General features: G+C 28.3%; 14 protein-coding genes. 8 read left to right on the top strand and 6 right to left on the bottom strand.

Annotated features, from left to right (window positions below; all coding sequences use genetic code 11):
• Positions 1-50 precede the first annotated feature (50 nt).
• From AACZ53_RS03615 to AACZ53_RS03605, 3 genes are all read right to left on the bottom strand, one after another.
• Complete coding sequence (locus AACZ53_RS03615; protein ID WP_339834871.1) at positions 51-884, bottom strand: OmpA family protein; 834 nt, start codon at positions 882-884, stop codon at positions 51-53.
• 69 nt (positions 885-953) lie between these two features.
• A complete protein-coding gene (locus AACZ53_RS03610) occupies positions 954-1,949 on the bottom strand; it encodes a glycosyltransferase family 2 protein (RefSeq protein WP_339834869.1) in 996 nt (331 codons plus the stop codon).
• On the bottom strand, positions 1,942-2,394 hold the full coding sequence (locus tag AACZ53_RS03605) for a type I restriction enzyme HsdR N-terminal domain-containing protein (RefSeq protein WP_339834868.1): 453 nt from the start codon (positions 2,392-2,394) through the stop codon (positions 1,942-1,944). Before AACZ53_RS03605 ends, AACZ53_RS03610 begins: the two co-directional genes overlap by 8 nt.
• A gap of 61 nt (positions 2,395-2,455) precedes the next feature.
• Here AACZ53_RS03605 and holA point away from each other — a divergent pair, with 61 nt between their 5' ends.
• The 5 genes from holA to AACZ53_RS03580 all read left to right on the top strand — a co-directional run bounded on the left by holA (position 2,456) and on the right by AACZ53_RS03580 (position 8,328).
• The gene (gene holA / locus AACZ53_RS03600; RefSeq protein ID WP_339834867.1) at positions 2,456-3,460 is read left to right on the top strand and encodes a DNA polymerase III subunit delta; all 1,005 of its coding nucleotides are present in this window, start codon (positions 2,456-2,458) and stop codon (positions 3,458-3,460) included.
• Positions 3,461-3,606: 146 nt separating this feature from the next.
• Positions 3,607-3,789, top strand: coding sequence for a CAL67264 family membrane protein (locus tag AACZ53_RS03595; RefSeq protein ID WP_026715924.1), 183 nt, complete (start codon positions 3,607-3,609; stop codon positions 3,787-3,789).
• A 71-nt stretch (positions 3,790-3,860) separates the two neighbouring features.
• Entirely contained in the window at positions 3,861-5,552 is a 1,692-nt protein-coding gene (ettA, locus tag AACZ53_RS03590; RefSeq protein WP_339834864.1) for an energy-dependent translational throttle protein EttA, read from the top strand.
• 114 nt (positions 5,553-5,666) lie between these two features.
• Positions 5,667-7,766 (top strand): ATP-binding protein, encoded by a 2,100-nt coding sequence (locus tag AACZ53_RS03585; RefSeq protein WP_339834862.1) that lies wholly within the window; start codon positions 5,667-5,669, stop codon positions 7,764-7,766.
• A 1-nt stretch (position 7,767) separates the two neighbouring features.
• Positions 7,768-8,328: a hypothetical protein gene (locus tag AACZ53_RS03580; RefSeq protein ID WP_339834861.1), complete on the top strand. Its 561-nt coding sequence runs from the start codon at positions 7,768-7,770 to the stop codon at positions 8,326-8,328.
• Positions 8,329-8,369: 41 nt separating this feature from the next.
• Here the strand turns inward: AACZ53_RS03580 and AACZ53_RS03575 are convergent, their stop codons facing one another.
• Together AACZ53_RS03575 and AACZ53_RS03570 are read right to left on the bottom strand one after the other, a co-directional pair.
• Positions 8,370-9,623, bottom strand: coding sequence for a DEAD/DEAH box helicase (locus tag AACZ53_RS03575; RefSeq protein WP_339834860.1), 1,254 nt, complete (start codon positions 9,621-9,623; stop codon positions 8,370-8,372).
• A 111-nt stretch (positions 9,624-9,734) separates the two neighbouring features.
• Positions 9,735-10,766: a formimidoylglutamase gene (locus tag AACZ53_RS03570; protein WP_339834858.1), complete on the bottom strand. Its 1,032-nt coding sequence runs from the start codon at positions 10,764-10,766 to the stop codon at positions 9,735-9,737.
• Positions 10,767-10,866: 100 nt separating this feature from the next.
• Here AACZ53_RS03570 and AACZ53_RS03565 point away from each other — a divergent pair, with 100 nt between their 5' ends.
• The gene (locus tag AACZ53_RS03565; protein WP_339834857.1) at positions 10,867-11,751 is read left to right on the top strand and encodes a hypothetical protein; all 885 of its coding nucleotides are present in this window, start codon (positions 10,867-10,869) and stop codon (positions 11,749-11,751) included.
• Between the two features lie 46 nt (positions 11,752-11,797).
• Here the strand turns inward: AACZ53_RS03565 and hutI are convergent, their stop codons facing one another.
• A complete protein-coding gene (gene hutI / locus AACZ53_RS03560; protein WP_339834855.1) occupies positions 11,798-13,036 on the bottom strand; it encodes an imidazolonepropionase in 1,239 nt (412 codons plus the stop codon).
• Positions 13,037-13,110: 74 nt separating this feature from the next.
• Between hutI and corA the strand changes: the two genes are divergently transcribed.
• Together corA and guaA are read left to right on the top strand one after the other, a co-directional pair.
• Positions 13,111-14,181, top strand: coding sequence for a magnesium/cobalt transporter CorA (corA, locus tag AACZ53_RS03555; protein ID WP_339834854.1), 1,071 nt, complete (start codon positions 13,111-13,113; stop codon positions 14,179-14,181).
• A 57-nt stretch (positions 14,182-14,238) separates the two neighbouring features.
• Positions 14,239-15,768, top strand: a complete 1,530-nt coding sequence (gene guaA, locus AACZ53_RS03550; protein ID WP_339834853.1) for a glutamine-hydrolyzing GMP synthase — start codon at positions 14,239-14,241, stop codon at positions 15,766-15,768.
• The last annotated feature ends 129 nt before the right edge of the window (positions 15,769-15,897 follow it).

Genomic DNA, 15,897 nt, shown 5'->3' with positions numbered 1-15,897 from the left:
GAATTAACTTTTGGATTTTTTATATTTTTTTTTAATTTGAGTTAGGGTTATTATTTACTCAAGTTTTTCATTTCTTTTTCAATCATGTCGTAAAATTGATCGATTTTTGGTAAAATGATAATTTTAGTCCTTCTATTTTTTGCTCTATTTGAAGGAGAATCATTATCTACTAAAGGAACATAAAAACTTCTACCAGCTGGAATTAATTGCTTTGGATCAACTCCTAAATCGTTTTGTAATACTCTTACAATTGCTGTAGAACGTTTTACAGATAAATCCCAATTGTCTAATAAAACATTAGATTTAAATGGAACACTATCAGTATGACCTTCAACCATACATTCGAAATCGGGTTTGCTATTAATTACTCTTGCTACTTTAGCTAAAACATTTTTAGCTCCATCACTTACTTCATAACTTCCTGATTTAAATAACAAGTTATCAGCAATTGAAATAAATACAACTCCTTTTTCTACATTAATTTTAATGTCTGGATCATTGATTCCAACTTCTTTCTTTAAACTAGTAACTAAAGCTAATGTAACACTGTCTTTTTTAGTTAAAGCATCTTGCAAACGGTTGATTTTTAAATCTTTTTCTTTTAGACTTTCTAACGATTTTTCAAGATTTGTTGCCCCTTTTGAAGTTAAAACAGTTAATTCTTTGGAACTGTTAATTAAATCTGAATTATTTTTTTTCAAATAATCAAGTTGATCGGCAAAGGCTTTTTTTTCTGTCAAACAGTTATTCAACTTAATGGTCGCAGTATTTAATAAATCTTGCGTCTCTTTGTTTTTAGCTTCTAAGGAAGCAATTTTCTTCTTCGATCTACAAGATGTCATTGTGAAAGCGATTACCAACAGCGATAAAATTAATTTCTTCATAATCTTCAAATTTTTAACAAATGTATATAGAATTTGACTCTCACAAAATTATGGTAAGATAAAATATTGTTAAAATAATTTTAAAAAAGTTTTTTGCTTTTTGATAAAATAAGCTCTAACTATTGAATTAATTTTGAAATAGTTAGCTTTTAAATTTGATTTTCTTTTTGTAAAAAAAGCGTTAAATTTCAAGTAAAAATAAAAATGTGCTTTTCCAACAGCAAGAAAATGTTTTGGTTTTGCTTGAAATAAAAATTTAAATGCAGCAATTCCATCTAAAATCATTCGAATAAAAAGCACAGGAAGAATTTGGTTTAAAGGCAAATTCTTAACCAACATAAATAATGAGTTTCTAAAATTTAGAAAAGTTTTTCTTGGATTAGCAACATCTAATGTAGCTCCACCAACATGATAAACCGAAGATTTATAGGTGTATTTTGCGATATACCCTAAATTAAAAGCTCTCCAACACAAATCAATTTCTTCTTGATGGGCAAAAAAATCTGCATCAAATCCATTTAATTCATGATATACTTCTTTACGAATAAAAAAACATGCACCAGAAGCCCAAAAAATTCGGGTTTCATCATCATATTGACCGTGATCTTCTTCTAAAGTATTAAAAATTCTACCCCTGCAAAACGGATAACCATATTTATCTATAAATCCACCACCAGCACCTGCATATTCAAAATACGATTTCTTTTTAAAATCTAAAATTTTAGGTTGAATTATGGCAGTTTTCGGTTCCTTATCAAATAATGCAATGATTGGATTTAACCATTTTTTTGTAACTTCAATATCAGAATTTATTAAAGCATAAAAGGGCTCTTCTACAAATTGAAGAGCTTCATTATATCCTTTAGCAAATCCATAGTTTGATTTATTTTGAATAATCTTCACACTAGGAAAATCGCGTTTCAAAATTGCAATTGAATCATCAGTAGAAGCATTATCAGCAACATAAATACTGGCGTTTTCAGAATACTGAATAACGGAAGGTAAAAATTGTTGTAACAACTTTGTACCATTCCAATTTAATATGACAACTGCTATTTTATTCATGTAAAGTAAAGTGAGGTAATTCTCTTAAAAAACTATATTGTTCTTTTTCAAAATCCATCTGGCAAAAGTAATGATTTAGACCATTAGTCACCATTAAATAATTTGCTTTTAAAGTCATATTATACCGTGCAATTTGGTCAAATGTGGTTTGGTCAATAGTAATTTCTGGTGCTTTACATTCAATCAATAGAAAAATTGAACCATCTTTATTAAAAACAATGATATCATAACGTTTATTCATTCCGTTAATTTTAACCACTTTTTCAACGTTTATATAGGATTTTGGATATTTTTTTTCATCAATCAAAAAACGAACAACATGAACACGTACCCATTCTTCTGGAGTAAGAAGAATAAATTTTTTTCTGATTTCATCAAAAATAGACACTTTATTTTCACTATTTTTGAATCGGAAAGAATAAGAAGGGAAATTCAATGCTTGCATAAGCCAAAATTACTCAAAATTTACAAACTGCCAACTAATTACTGAACACTGAATACTCAATATGGACGAAGTCATTCAAATTACAAAAGATATAAAAGCCGGAAACATCAAACCCATTTACTTTTTTATGGGTGAAGAACCTTATTATATTGATAAGCTAACCGAATTTATAGAAGAAAATGTATTGCAAGAACATGAACGTGATTTTAATCAAACTATAATATATGGCCGAGATTCTTCAATTGAAGATATAGTTTCAAGTGCAAAACGTTTTCCAATGATGGCTGATAGACAAGTGATTATTGTTAAGGAAGCACAAGAACTATCAAGACATATTGATAAGTTAGAAAGTTATGCGGAAAACCCACAGCCATCAACAGTTTTAGTTTTCGCGTATAAATACAAAACGTTAGATAAGCGTAAAAAAATCACCAAAACATTAGCGAAAGCTGGTGTAGTTTACGAAAGTAAAAAACTATATGACAATCAAGTCGGAACTTGGATAACTAAGGTTTTAAAAGGGCAAGGTTACGCGATAGAACCAAAAGCAAGTTTAATGTTGGTTGAATTTTTAGGAACAGATTTATCAAAAATTAGTAACGAATTAGATAAATTAAAAATTGTTTTACCAAAAGGACATACAATTTCTGCAAAAGACATTGAAGATAACATCGGAATAAGCAAAGACTACAATAATTTTGAACTGCGTAAAGCTATTGGCGAAAAAGATCAATTAAAAGCCTATAAGATTATTGATTATTTTGCTCAAAACCCAAAAGATAACCCAATTGTAGTTACTACTAGCTTAGTGTTTAGTTTCTTTTCGCAGGTATTGCAATATCATGGAACTAAAGATAAAAGTCCTACTAATTTGGCAAAGGTTTTAAAAATAAATCCTTATTTTTTAAAAGATTATGATGTAGCTTTTCGCAATTACCCTATGAAAAAAGTTAGTGCAATTATTGCATCTTTAAGAGATATAGATGTCAAAAGCAAAGGAGTTGGAGCAAATGCTTTACCTCAAAGCGATTTATTAAAAGAAATGTTAATTCACATATTTAAATAAAAAATCAAAAGATTGAAAGATTGAAAAAAAGGATAGTTATATAGATTTTTAGATTTTTGACATTGAGATTGTAATTGATTTTTACAATTGACATTGATTTTTGAACTTGAAAATCATACCTTTGTTATCCTTATAAAAACGATAAAATGGGAATGAATAAAAATACAGTATTAGCTTGGGCTACATTCATTATGATTATTATGGGAATCATTCTAATTGGATTAGCAATTTATAGATATGCAGATGTTGCCGGTTGGGGATTTGCAGCAGTAGGAATTGGTTTCTTTTCAATTGCATGGGTTTTTAATGCCTTAAAGGGTAGAATGTAATTAGTTTTCAGATTTCCGACAAGGCAATTAACAGATTTTCATGCAACAGACAACAAATAAAAACAAAAAAAATGTCAGACGATAAAAAAGTAATATTTTCAATGTCTAAAGTAAATAAGATTTACTCTAGTACAAACAAACAAGTTTTAAAAAATATTTATTTAAGTTTCTTTTATGGAGCTAAAATTGGTATTCTAGGTTTAAATGGTTCTGGTAAATCATCTTTATTAAAGATTATTGCTGGTCTAGATAAAAACTTTCAAGGAGATTTGGTTTTCGCACCAGGTTATAAAGTAGGTTATTTAGAGCAAGAACCACAATTAGATGAAACAAAAACGGTAATAGAAATCGTAAGAGAAGGAGCCGCTGAAATTTATGCTTTACTTGACGAATTCAATACAATTAATGATCAGTTTGGATTACCAGAGGTTTATGAAGATGCAGATAAAATGCAAAAACTAATGGACAGACAAGCCGATTTACAAGACAAAATCGATGCTGCTGGTGCTTGGGAAATTGATAACAAATTAGAAGTTGCGATGGATGCTCTTCGAACTCCAGAAGGAGATACACCAATTAGTGTGCTTTCTGGTGGAGAAAGAAGACGTGTAGCATTATGTCGTTTATTATTACAACAACCCGAAGTATTACTGTTAGATGAACCAACCAATCACTTAGATGCTGAATCTGTACTTTGGTTAGAACAACATTTACAACAATATCCAGGAACTGTAATTGCTGTAACGCATGATAGATATTTCTTAGATAATGTTGCAGGTTGGATTTTAGAATTAGATAGAGGTGAAGGTATTCCTTGGAAAGGAAACTATTCTTCTTGGTTAGACCAAAAAACAAAACGTATGGAGCAAGAAGAAAAATCTGCGTCTAAACATAGAAAAACTTTAGAACGTGAGTTGGATTGGGTTCGTCAAGGAGCAAAAGGAAGACAAACCAAACAAAAAGCACGTTTACAGAACTACGATAAGTTATTAAACGAAGATCAAAAAGCATTAGACGAAAAATTAGAAATTTATATTCCAAATGGTCCAAGATTAGGAACAAATGTAATTGAAGCTAAAAATGTAGCTAAAGCTTTTGGAGATAAATTATTATATGACAACTTAAACTTTACACTTCCACAAGCTGGAATTGTTGGTATTATTGGTCCAAATGGTGCTGGTAAATCAACTATTTTCAGAATGATTATGGAAGAACAACAACCAGATTCAGGTTCTTTTGAAATTGGTGATACAGTAAAAATAGCTTATGTAGATCAAGCCCATTCAAATATTGATCCAGAAAAATCAATTTGGGAAAATTTCTGTGATGGTCAAGAATTAGTTATGATGGGCGGAAGACAAGTGAATTCGAGAGCCTATCTTTCTCGTTTTAACTTTGGTGGAAGCGAACAGAACAAAAAAGTAGCCACTCTTTCTGGTGGAGAACGTAACAGATTGCATTTGGCAATGACTTTAAAAGAAGAAGGAAACGTTTTGCTTCTAGATGAGCCTACAAATGATTTAGATATCAATACGTTACGTGCACTTGAAGAAGGTTTAGAAAACTTTGCAGGTTGTGCCGTGATTATTTCGCATGATAGATGGTTCTTAGACAGGGTTTGTACTCACATATTAGCATTTGAAGGAGATTCAGAAGTCTATTGTTTTGAAGGAAGTTTCTCTGAATATGAAGAAAATAAACGCAAACGATTAGGTAAAGAAGTTACCCCAACAAGAATAAAATACAAAAAATTAATACGATAATTTAAAAAGTACATTATTTTATATAGCAAAAAATATATAGTAACATTTTTACTACTATTTGCTTCCTTTTTCTTTTATGCTCAACAAGCCAAATCGAAAAAGGAAGTTTTATCTATGCTAATTGAATCTGGAAATCATTTCAATAAATTAGAAAATCAAAAATCTTTAGATAAAGCTAAAATGGCTTTAAACTTTGCAGTTAAATTAAATGATGATGAATTAATTGCAAAATCCTATAATATTATTGGACTAAACTTCGATGAATATTTAGATACTGCTAAAGCAATTGAATATTATCAGAAAGGGATTAATCACGCTAATTTAACAGAAAATGATTCTGTTAAGCAGTGGATCTATAACAACCTTGGAAATGTCTACGCCTATAGTAAGGTTGATATTGCAAAAAGTATATTATACTACAAGAAAGCATTAACTTATGCTATTAAGATAAGAGATGAAGTTGAAATTAACTACATAAAACAAAATATTGCAAATGCTTATTTTGCAGAAAAAAGGTATAATATTGGAAAAATTTATTTAGATGAAATTGCAAATTATGTCAACAGTAGAGGAGAAGTAGAAGCGCGATTGACTTATAACTCTTTGTTGGGTGAATATTATAATTATTTAAATAATTATGCTTTAACTGAAAAATATTATCTAAAAGCAGTAGAAATTTCAAGAGAAAATAAGACAGAATTAATTGAAAGTAATATTGCTGATTTGTATTTTAAGTTTTCAAAATTTTACGCTACTCAAAAAAAATATGACAAAGCTTATTACTTCTTAAATCAATCAGAGATTTTAAAAAGTAAAATTTTTAATGAAGAGAAAATTTCTAAGATTAGAGAAACTCAAAGTTCAATAGAATTAGATGAATATAAAAGAGAAATTGATCGAATTGAAGTAGAAAATAAATCCTATATAAAAAGCCTAAGCATAAATAAAACCATTAATATTTTATTAATTTCACTCTACGTAATTATTGGAATATTATTCATTCTACTTTATAGAAATTACAAAATAAGATCAAAATTAAATACTGTCTTAGAAACTCAGAACTCAAAATTAGCAATTGCAAAATTAAAAGCTGAAGAAAACTCAAACTTAAAAAGTCAATTTGTATCAACAGTTACTCATGAAATAAGAACACCTTTATATGGAATTATAGGATTAATTAATTTACTTATTGAAGAGCATAAAGAGTTAAAAAACAATCAAAAAATTAAATCGTTGAGTTTTTCGGCCAATTATTTATTAATGTTAATTAACGATATTTTACAAACAAATAAGTTAGAGAATAAGAACTTATCTTTAGACTCAAATGAATTCTCTATTGAACAAGTGATTAAAAAAATCATAAATTCACTTCAATATTTAGGGAAACAAAACAACAATAAAATAAAATTTACCCTAGACGATAATTTTCCCAAACATGTTTATGGCGACAAGACAAAATTTGTCCAAGTTATAATGAATTTGATTACAAACGCTTTGAAATTCACAAACAATGGACTAGTAGAAATTGATGTCAAGATTTTAAATAAAACAGAAAAAGACATTAAAGTTCAAATTAACATAAAAGATAATGGAATTGGAATTGATGAACATGAACAAAAATTAATTTTCAATAAGTTTATTCAATTAAATAGAAGGCAAACTGATTATCAGGGAACCGGATTGGGATTATATATAGTAAAAAGTCTAGTTGAGATTTTGAACGGAAAAATTACCCTACAAAGTAAAGAAAATACAGGAACAGTAATACATTTAGAGTTGAATTTTAGACTTGAACCAGATAAAAATATAACAACTTTAAAAAAAGTAAAAAAGAAATTAAAAAAATCAAAGCAATCCATAAAAGTATTAATTGTAGAAGACAACAAAATCAATCAATTAATAACAAAGAAAATTATAGAAAAAAATAATTTTTCAGCAACAGTTGTTGATGGAGGTTTTCAGGCAATTGAGGAATTAGAAATTAATAAACATGATATTATACTAATGGATATTAATATGCCTGAAATTGATGGTTTTGAAACAGCTATAAGAATAAAAAAAACAAATCCTAATTTGCCGATAATAGCATTAACAGCTTCAGATGTAAACGAAATTAAAAATAAAATATCTCAATCAGAAATTGATGAAGTTATTATAAAACCTTTTGATGAAAAAGAGCTAGTTTCAATTATTCATAAATATTTAACTATATAAAATGAGAATATTTACTTTATTTTTTGGCTTATTCTTGTTTTTTCAATCTTGTCAAGATGATTCAAAAATTGAAACCATAACAATTAAAAATCAATATTCATTGGACGTTTATACAAATATGTCCAAAACGAATGAATTAAATGATGAAGCTTCTTTACAATATCAAAATATTTTTAAAGAAATATATGTTGTTGTTATTGATGAAAGTGCAGAACAATTTAACACTAGTATTGTTGATAATGATTTAGTTGATCTATATAAACCAAATTTAAATGGATACTCAAAATTAATAATTGATGGATTTGAACCTGAAGCAAACATTAAAAAAGTTTCAAAAGAGAAAGACACTTTAATAAATGGATTAGAAGCTAAGGTTATTGAATTTGAAGGAAAAGTGAATGAATATAAAGTTTACTATCAATTGGCTTTTATAAAATCTCAAAAGTCGTATTACCAAATTATGACATGGACATTAATGGAGAATAAAGAAAAATTAAAAAATAAATTAGATAAGATGACTTATTCTTTTAAAGAGATTAGAAGTAAAACAGTCGCAAAATAAAAAAAGAAGCTATATTTTAGCTTCTTTTTTTTATCAATTAATTAATACCAACGTTTCTTATTCTTCTTTGAAGTTTCAGATTTTCTGGAATTAGTATCTTTATTCTTATTTCTTAAATCAGGTTTTTTATCTGTACTATTAGAAACAGCGTTTAGATCTAAAACATAAGGATGATCTTCAACGACCTTAATTTTTATTCTAATTAACTTTTCAATATCTTTTAAATAAGCTTTTTCTTCTTTATCACAGAATGAAATTGCTAATCCACTTTTTCCTGCTCTACCAGTTCTACCAATACGGTGAACATAAGTTTCTGATATATTTGGAATGTCAAAATTTATTACAAAAGGCAAGTCATCAATATCGATACCTCTTGCAGCAATATCAGTAGCTACTAAAACAGAAATTTTCTGATCTTTAAAATCTTTTAAAGCTCTTTGTCTGGCATTTTGTGACTTGTTTCCATGAATTGCAGCTGCTTTAACACCATCTTTTTCTAGTGCTTTTACCACATTATCTGCTCCGTGTTTGGTTCTTGTAAAAACTAAAATATTTTTTAAATCATCATTTTTAATTAAATGATATAATAATTTGCGTTTATCACCTTTGTCAACAAAATATACTTTTTGATCAACTTTTTCAGCTGTACTAGAAATTGGATCGACAGAAATGTATTTTGGATTGGTTAAAAATTTATCAGCCAATTCTCTAATTGCAACTGGCATAGTAGCAGAAAACAATAATGTTTGACGATTATCTGGAGTTAGTTTAACAATTTTTTTTACATCATTAATAAAACCCATGTCTAACATTTGATCAGCTTCATCTAAAACTAAATGATGCAAATAATCTAAATCAATATAGCCTTGTTTGTTTAGGTCTAAAAGTCTTCCTGGTGTTGCGATTAATACATCAACTCCTTTTCTTAATTGATCAACTTGTGAAACTTGACTTACTCCACCAAAAATAACCATTGATCTTATATTGGTGTATTTTCCATAAGAATCAAAGTTTTCTTGAATTTGAATAGCTAATTCACGAGTAGGAGTTACTACTAGTGTTCGAATATGTTTTGATTTCTTGTTAGAAGAACCAACAATTCTATGTATTAAATTGATGATTGGAATAGCAAAGGCACCTGTTTTTCCTGTACCTGTTTGTGCACAAGCAACTAAGTCTAAACCTTCTAAAACTGCTGGGATTGCTTGTTCTTGTATTGGAGTTGGTTTTTCATAACCAATCTCTTCAACCGCTTGTTGTATGTTGGGAATTAAATTTAATTCTTTAAAAGTCATTTATTTTTTTTTTACAAAGGTAATCAAAAAAAATAGAGTTGTTTTTTTATTTGATAACTAGGTAAAATGTAAAAACAGTAACTTTATTAGCTAAGAACAATAGTACAAAAATTATAACATTCTACTTTTCATGAAATCAGTAATCAAGTAAGCTATTAGTTTACCTGTTAAATGATTATTGTTGGTTTGATCTAAATCTGGTGCTCCTTCACAAATGTGCAAATAAGAGGCATTTTTATTTTTTCCAAAATGATGTACAAATTGACGGGCTTTATCAACACCAAATCCTGAATTAGTCATAGCACTAGAGTATACACCTGGTATAGCATCTAAGTCTAATTCAATTCCAAAAGGCTCATTTTTTATAAAGTCTAATGCTACATCTAACTCAGTATCGAAATTTTTTTCTTTTCTAACATCAATTTCTTCATAAGTATTGTAATTAATCGAATCAGGAATAGATTTTATAGTGTTAAAAACACTTTTAGAAACAAACCCTTCATGAAGTCCAAAAACGAAATATTTTTTTAAAAATTGTTCTTCAAAAGCATAAGTAAAACCATTTCCAGAATGTCTTCCTTCCATAATTCTAAAATCAGTATGAGCATCAAAATTAATGGCATTAACCATTTTTCCTTTTCCTAATGCTAATCCTTTAATATTTCCATAAGCGTTGTTATGTCCACCGCCAATAATTATTGGAATTTTCCCATGTTTTACAATAACACTAACTATATGCGAAACTTCTTTATCTATTTGTTCAACTAATTTAAAAAGTTCTTTTCGCTCTTCTTTATTATTTGGATGTAAAGAGGCAGCTTTCTTCATTTCATTTTCTACATTCAAATGGCCTAATAGTATAAGTTTATTTCCTTTGCAAAACTTATTATGTTGAATGTTTACAAGGCTTTTTATCGCACTTGAGTAGGCAGAAGCAGTTCCAGTTCTGCCAAAATTAGCTTTCACTCCTATGTCTTCTGGAATACCAAATAAAACAAAAAGAGCATCAGATTTAGAAATAAAATCTAAAATTGTAGTATCTTTAGGTATTGTAATAATTCGTTCTCCAAATTTTACTTCACCACTTCTATGGTTTGTAATTGCAGCTAAATCAGAAATGCTAAAGGGTATTAAATTATCCATAAATAAAAAAAAATAGAATTCAAAAATACTATAATCTTATATATTTTCGTTATTAAATCTAAAGAATGTACATTTGTACTTTAAAAAAAAAATATTAAAAATGGAAAGCAATCAAAACAATTCAAAATTAAAGGCAATAATTCTAATATTATCTTTATTGTTATTAGGTAGTATGGCCTATATGTTTAAAATGAGTTCTGACTCAAAAAAAGAAATTGAGTTAACTGAAGGAAAGTATGATAAAATACTTTCAGAGAAAGAATTAGTTTTAAATGATTTAGAACAAATGAAAGCTATGTATGATAGTGAAATTGCTAGTAATACTTCTTTAAAAGAAGAACTTGAGGCTGAAAAAGCAAAGGTTGAAGCTTTAATTGTAAGAGTTAAAAAAGGGGAATCAGTTGCTAATTATAAAAACGACTATATTCGTTTAAAAAGAGAAATGGACAGTCTAATAGCTGAAAACACCAAACTTAAAGAAGAAAACATATTACTAACTAAAAATTTAGATAGTACAAATGTAGTTTTGGATGAATCAAAAAAATACAATGATACTTTAGTCAATCAAAATGAAAAGTTATCAAAAACAGTTGAAAAAGGACAAAAATTAATTATTGTTAATCTAAAAACGATTGCTGTAAAAGAAAGAAGTTCTGGAAAACAAATTGAAACTGAAAAAGCAAGTAGAGCAGATAAATTAAAAATTAGCTTTACAATTGCCGAAAATTCAATGGCTAAATCAGGAGAAAGAGAATATTATATTCAGGTAATTGATGCTTCTAATAATGTTCTAGGAGATAAAAAATCAATTACTTTTAATGATAAATTATTAACTTATAGTTTTATTTCAAAAGTAAAATTCGAAAACAGCACAGTAGATGTTTATGAAGAATTATCAGGTAAAGACTTTGCAAAAGGAAAATATTACATTAATATTTTTAGTAAAGGAGACTTAGTTGCTAACTCTACTTTTGATTTGAGATAATTAAAACTGAATAGTATAAAAAAGCATCACAAAAGTGATGCTTTTTTTATGAAATAAATTGACCTTCAATCATTACTTTATCAATCAAATTACTGGTAAATTCATAAGGTAACTGATAAAAAGAGGTCAGTGGTTTTGTAATAATAATATTTGCTTTTTTTCCTTTAGTAATGCTACCATGAGTTTCTGAAATTCCCATAGCATAAGCACCATTTATGGTAGCAGCATTAATAGCTTCTTCTGGTGTCATTTTCATTTTTATACAAGCTGCAGCTACAACAAAATTCATATTTCCAGATGGAGTTGTACCAGGATTAAAGTCAGTAGCAATTGCTAAAGGTAATCCAGCATCAATCATTTTTCGGGCTGGAGTATAAGGAATTGTAATAAAATAAGAGCAACTTGGTAAAGCTACAGGCATAGTTTTGCTGTTTTTTAAAACTTCAATATCTTCATCAGTCACAACTTCTAAATGATCTACCGATAAAGCATTGTTTTCAACACAAGCCTTTATTCCATCAATTGCTGTAAACTGATTCACATGAATTTTTGCTTGTAAACCATATTTTCTTCCAGCTTGTATTATTTTGATAGTTTCAGCAACTGAAAAATAGCCAGTTTCTAAAAATGCATCAATATAGTCTGCTAAATTCTCTTCAGCAATTTTCGGAATCATTTTATTAATAATCAAATCAATATAAGCTGTATGATTTTCTTTAAATTCAATAGGAAATGCATGTGCTCCTAAAAAAGTTGCTTTAATTTTAATGGGATAATTTTCTTTTAATTTTTTTATTACTCGTAGCATTTTTAATTCACCTTCAACAGTTAAACCATAACCCGATTTTATTTCAACAGCTCCAGTTCCTTGTTGCATAACTTCTTCTAATCGAAGTTTAGATTGTTCATAAATATCATTTTCAGAAGTTTCGTTAAGTTTTTGCGCCGAATTTAATATTCCACCACCACGAGTTGCAATTTCTTCATAAGAAAGACCATTTATTCTATCCACAAATTCTTGAATGCGATTACCAGCATAAACAATATGGGTATGGCTATCAACCCAAGTTGGCAAAACTATTTTCCCTGTTACATCAATAATTTCAGCCTCATTAATTTTAGGACAATCAACCATCTTTCCAAAGTCAGAAATAATATTATTATCAAGCAGTAAAAAAGCATCATTAATTATAGGTAAAACATTCATTTCTTTGCCAGACACTATTTCTATTGAGTTTTCTCTAACTTGAAGCAATTCTTTAATGTTAATAAGTAGTGTTTTCATTGTTTGTAATAATTTTTGTAAAAGTAGACTCGATTTTTAAAAACTCCTATCTTTGAACTATAAAATTTAGAATTTTGAGAAAAATTAAATATAAAAAAGGTAGAAAAATTCAACCAACTCAAGTTGAATATACCGGAATTTATAAAGATAAAGAAACTGAATTACAGTTATTTGTATATAATGATGAAAGTTTAATTGAATTTCAAAAAATTTCTACAGATGAGTTTTTTAATTCTAAAGTCAATACAAAAAGTAATTGGTTAAATATTCATGGACTAAACAATGTTGAACTTATTAAAAAGTTAACTGAAAATCTAAAATTAAATCCTTTAATTGTATCAGATATTGTTAATATTTCTAGAGGAACAAGCTTAGATGAATTAGACAACACATTATTCTTTAGTGTTAAATCAATTTTGCCTAACGAAGACAAAGACTCAATTAGCATTGAACAAATTAGTTTTTTATTGCAAGAAGATTTAATTGTTTCTTTTCAAGAAAAAAGAGGCGATTTTTTTACACACATTAGAGAACGATTAAGAACAAATGTTGGAATAGTAAGAAAAAAGAAAGTGGATTTTCTTTTGTATCTTTTGTTAGATGCGATTATTGAAAATTTTTATATTACAATTGAAGAAAAAGAAAATAAAATAGAAGAATTATTGGCGCTATCAAAAGTTTCTGATGATCCTTTTATAATGCAAGATATTGAAAAGGCTAGAGAAATTTTACATTTACTAAAGCGTTCCGTAATTCCCTTGAGAGACGCATTATATACAATAAAAACAATTAAATATGATGATGAATTAAACTTTATTGAGCCATCAAATTTTGTTTATTTTGGAAGACTACATCAAAAAACGCTTGAGTTAATTGAGCAAATTGAATATGATATGAATGCTTTAGACAGTGCTAGTAACTTTTTTTACACAGCACAAAGTCATAGAATGAATGAAGTTATGAAAATACTGACTGTAATTTCTTCTGTTTTTATGCCGTTAACATTTATTGCTGGAATATATGGGATGAATTTTGATAATTTACCAGAATTACATTGGAAATACAGTTATTTCTTCGTCCTTGGAATCATGTTTGTTATCGTTTTATCGATGATTTATTATTTTAAAAAGAAAAAATGGTTTTAGTTTAACATTTGTTGTTAAGTAATTTTTAAAACCCAAATAAAGAATTAATTTTGCCAAATGCAACACAACGTACTAATTTTAGATTTCGGTTCACAATACACTCAGCTAATCGCTAGACGAGTTCGTGAACTTAATATATTTTGCGAAATATATCCTTACAACAATCCTCCAAAGGATTTGTCAACTTTTAAAGCCGTAATATTATCGGGTAGTCCATTTTCTGTTAGAGCTGAAGATGCACCACATCCTGACTTGTCAGAGATTAGAGGTAAAAAGCCTCTATTAGCAGTTTGTTATGGTGCTCAATATTTAGCCCATTTTTCTGGTGGAGAAGTAGCTCCTTCAAACATAAGAGAATATGGAAGAGCTAATTTATCGTTCATAAAAGAAAATGAACCTTTTTTAGAAAATATTAGTAAAGATAGTCAAGTTTGGATGAGTCATTCAGACACAATTAAAACTTTGCCAACAAACGCAGTAAGAATTGCAAGTACAAAAGATGTAGAAAATGCAGCTTACAAAATTGAAGGTGAAACGACTTATGCTATTCAATATCATCCAGAAGTTTATCATTCAACTGATGGAAAGCAAATGTTAGAAAACTTTTTAGTAAAAATTGCTGAAGTTCCTCAAAATTTTACTCCAAACGCTTTTGTGGAAGAAATGATTGAAGAACTAAAAAACAAAGTCAAAGACGATAAAGTAGTTTTAGGTCTTTCTGGTGGAGTTGACTCAACTGTTGCTGCAGTTTTATTGCATAAAGCTATTGGAAAAAATTTATATTGTATCTTTGTAAACAATGGCTTATTACGTAAGGATGAGTATGTTAGCGTTTTAAACCAATACAAAGGTATGGGTTTAAACGTTAAGGGAGTTGATGCTTCGGCACGCTTTTTGAAAGCTCTTGCAGGTGTAGATGATCCAGAGACAAAACGTAAGGCAATTGGTAATGCTTTTATTGAAGTTTTTGATGATGAAGCAAACCAATTAAAAGACGTAAAATGGTTAGCTCAAGGAACTATCTATCCAGATGTTATTGAATCAATATCAGTTAATGGACCTTCAGCAACGATAAAATCTCATCATAATGTTGGTGGTTTGCCTGATTTTATGAAATTGAAAATTGTCGAACCTCTTCGAATGTTGTTTAAAGATGAAGTAAGAAGAGTAGGCAAAACCTTAGGAATAGATCCTGAATTATTAGGAAGACATCCTTTTCCTGGACCAGGTTTAGCTATTAGAATTTTAGGAGATATTACTCAAGAAAAAGTAGATATTCTTCAAGAAGTAGATGCAATTTTTATTAATGGTTTAAAAGAGCATGGATTGTATGATAAAGTATGGCAAGCTGGTGCAATTTTATTACCTGTAAATAGCGTTGGAGTAATGGGAGATGAACGCACATATGAAAAAGTAGTAGCTTTAAGAGCTGTTGAATCTACTGATGGTATGACAGCTGATTGGGTACATTTACCGTATGAGTTTTTAATGAAAATATCTAATGAGATAATAAATAAAGTTAAAGGTGTTAATAGAGTAGTTTATGACATTAGTTCTAAACCACCAGCAACAATAGAATGGGAATAAAAATTTTATTCTTTTTAATAATTAAAGTTTAACCCAAATCTTAAATTATGATTTTAAAAGTTCACCAAAAAAGGGAAAGTAATTTTACACTTATGAGTAGAAAATTAGTTTTATTTTTAGTTTTGCTAT

This window comes from uncultured Flavobacterium sp. (genome assembly GCF_963975005.1).
In the GTDB taxonomy this organism is placed as follows: Bacteria; Bacteroidota; Bacteroidia; order Flavobacteriales; family Flavobacteriaceae; genus Flavobacterium.
Note: the sequence above shows the minus strand (reverse complement) of the source record. Positions and strands in the feature narration are given on the sequence as shown.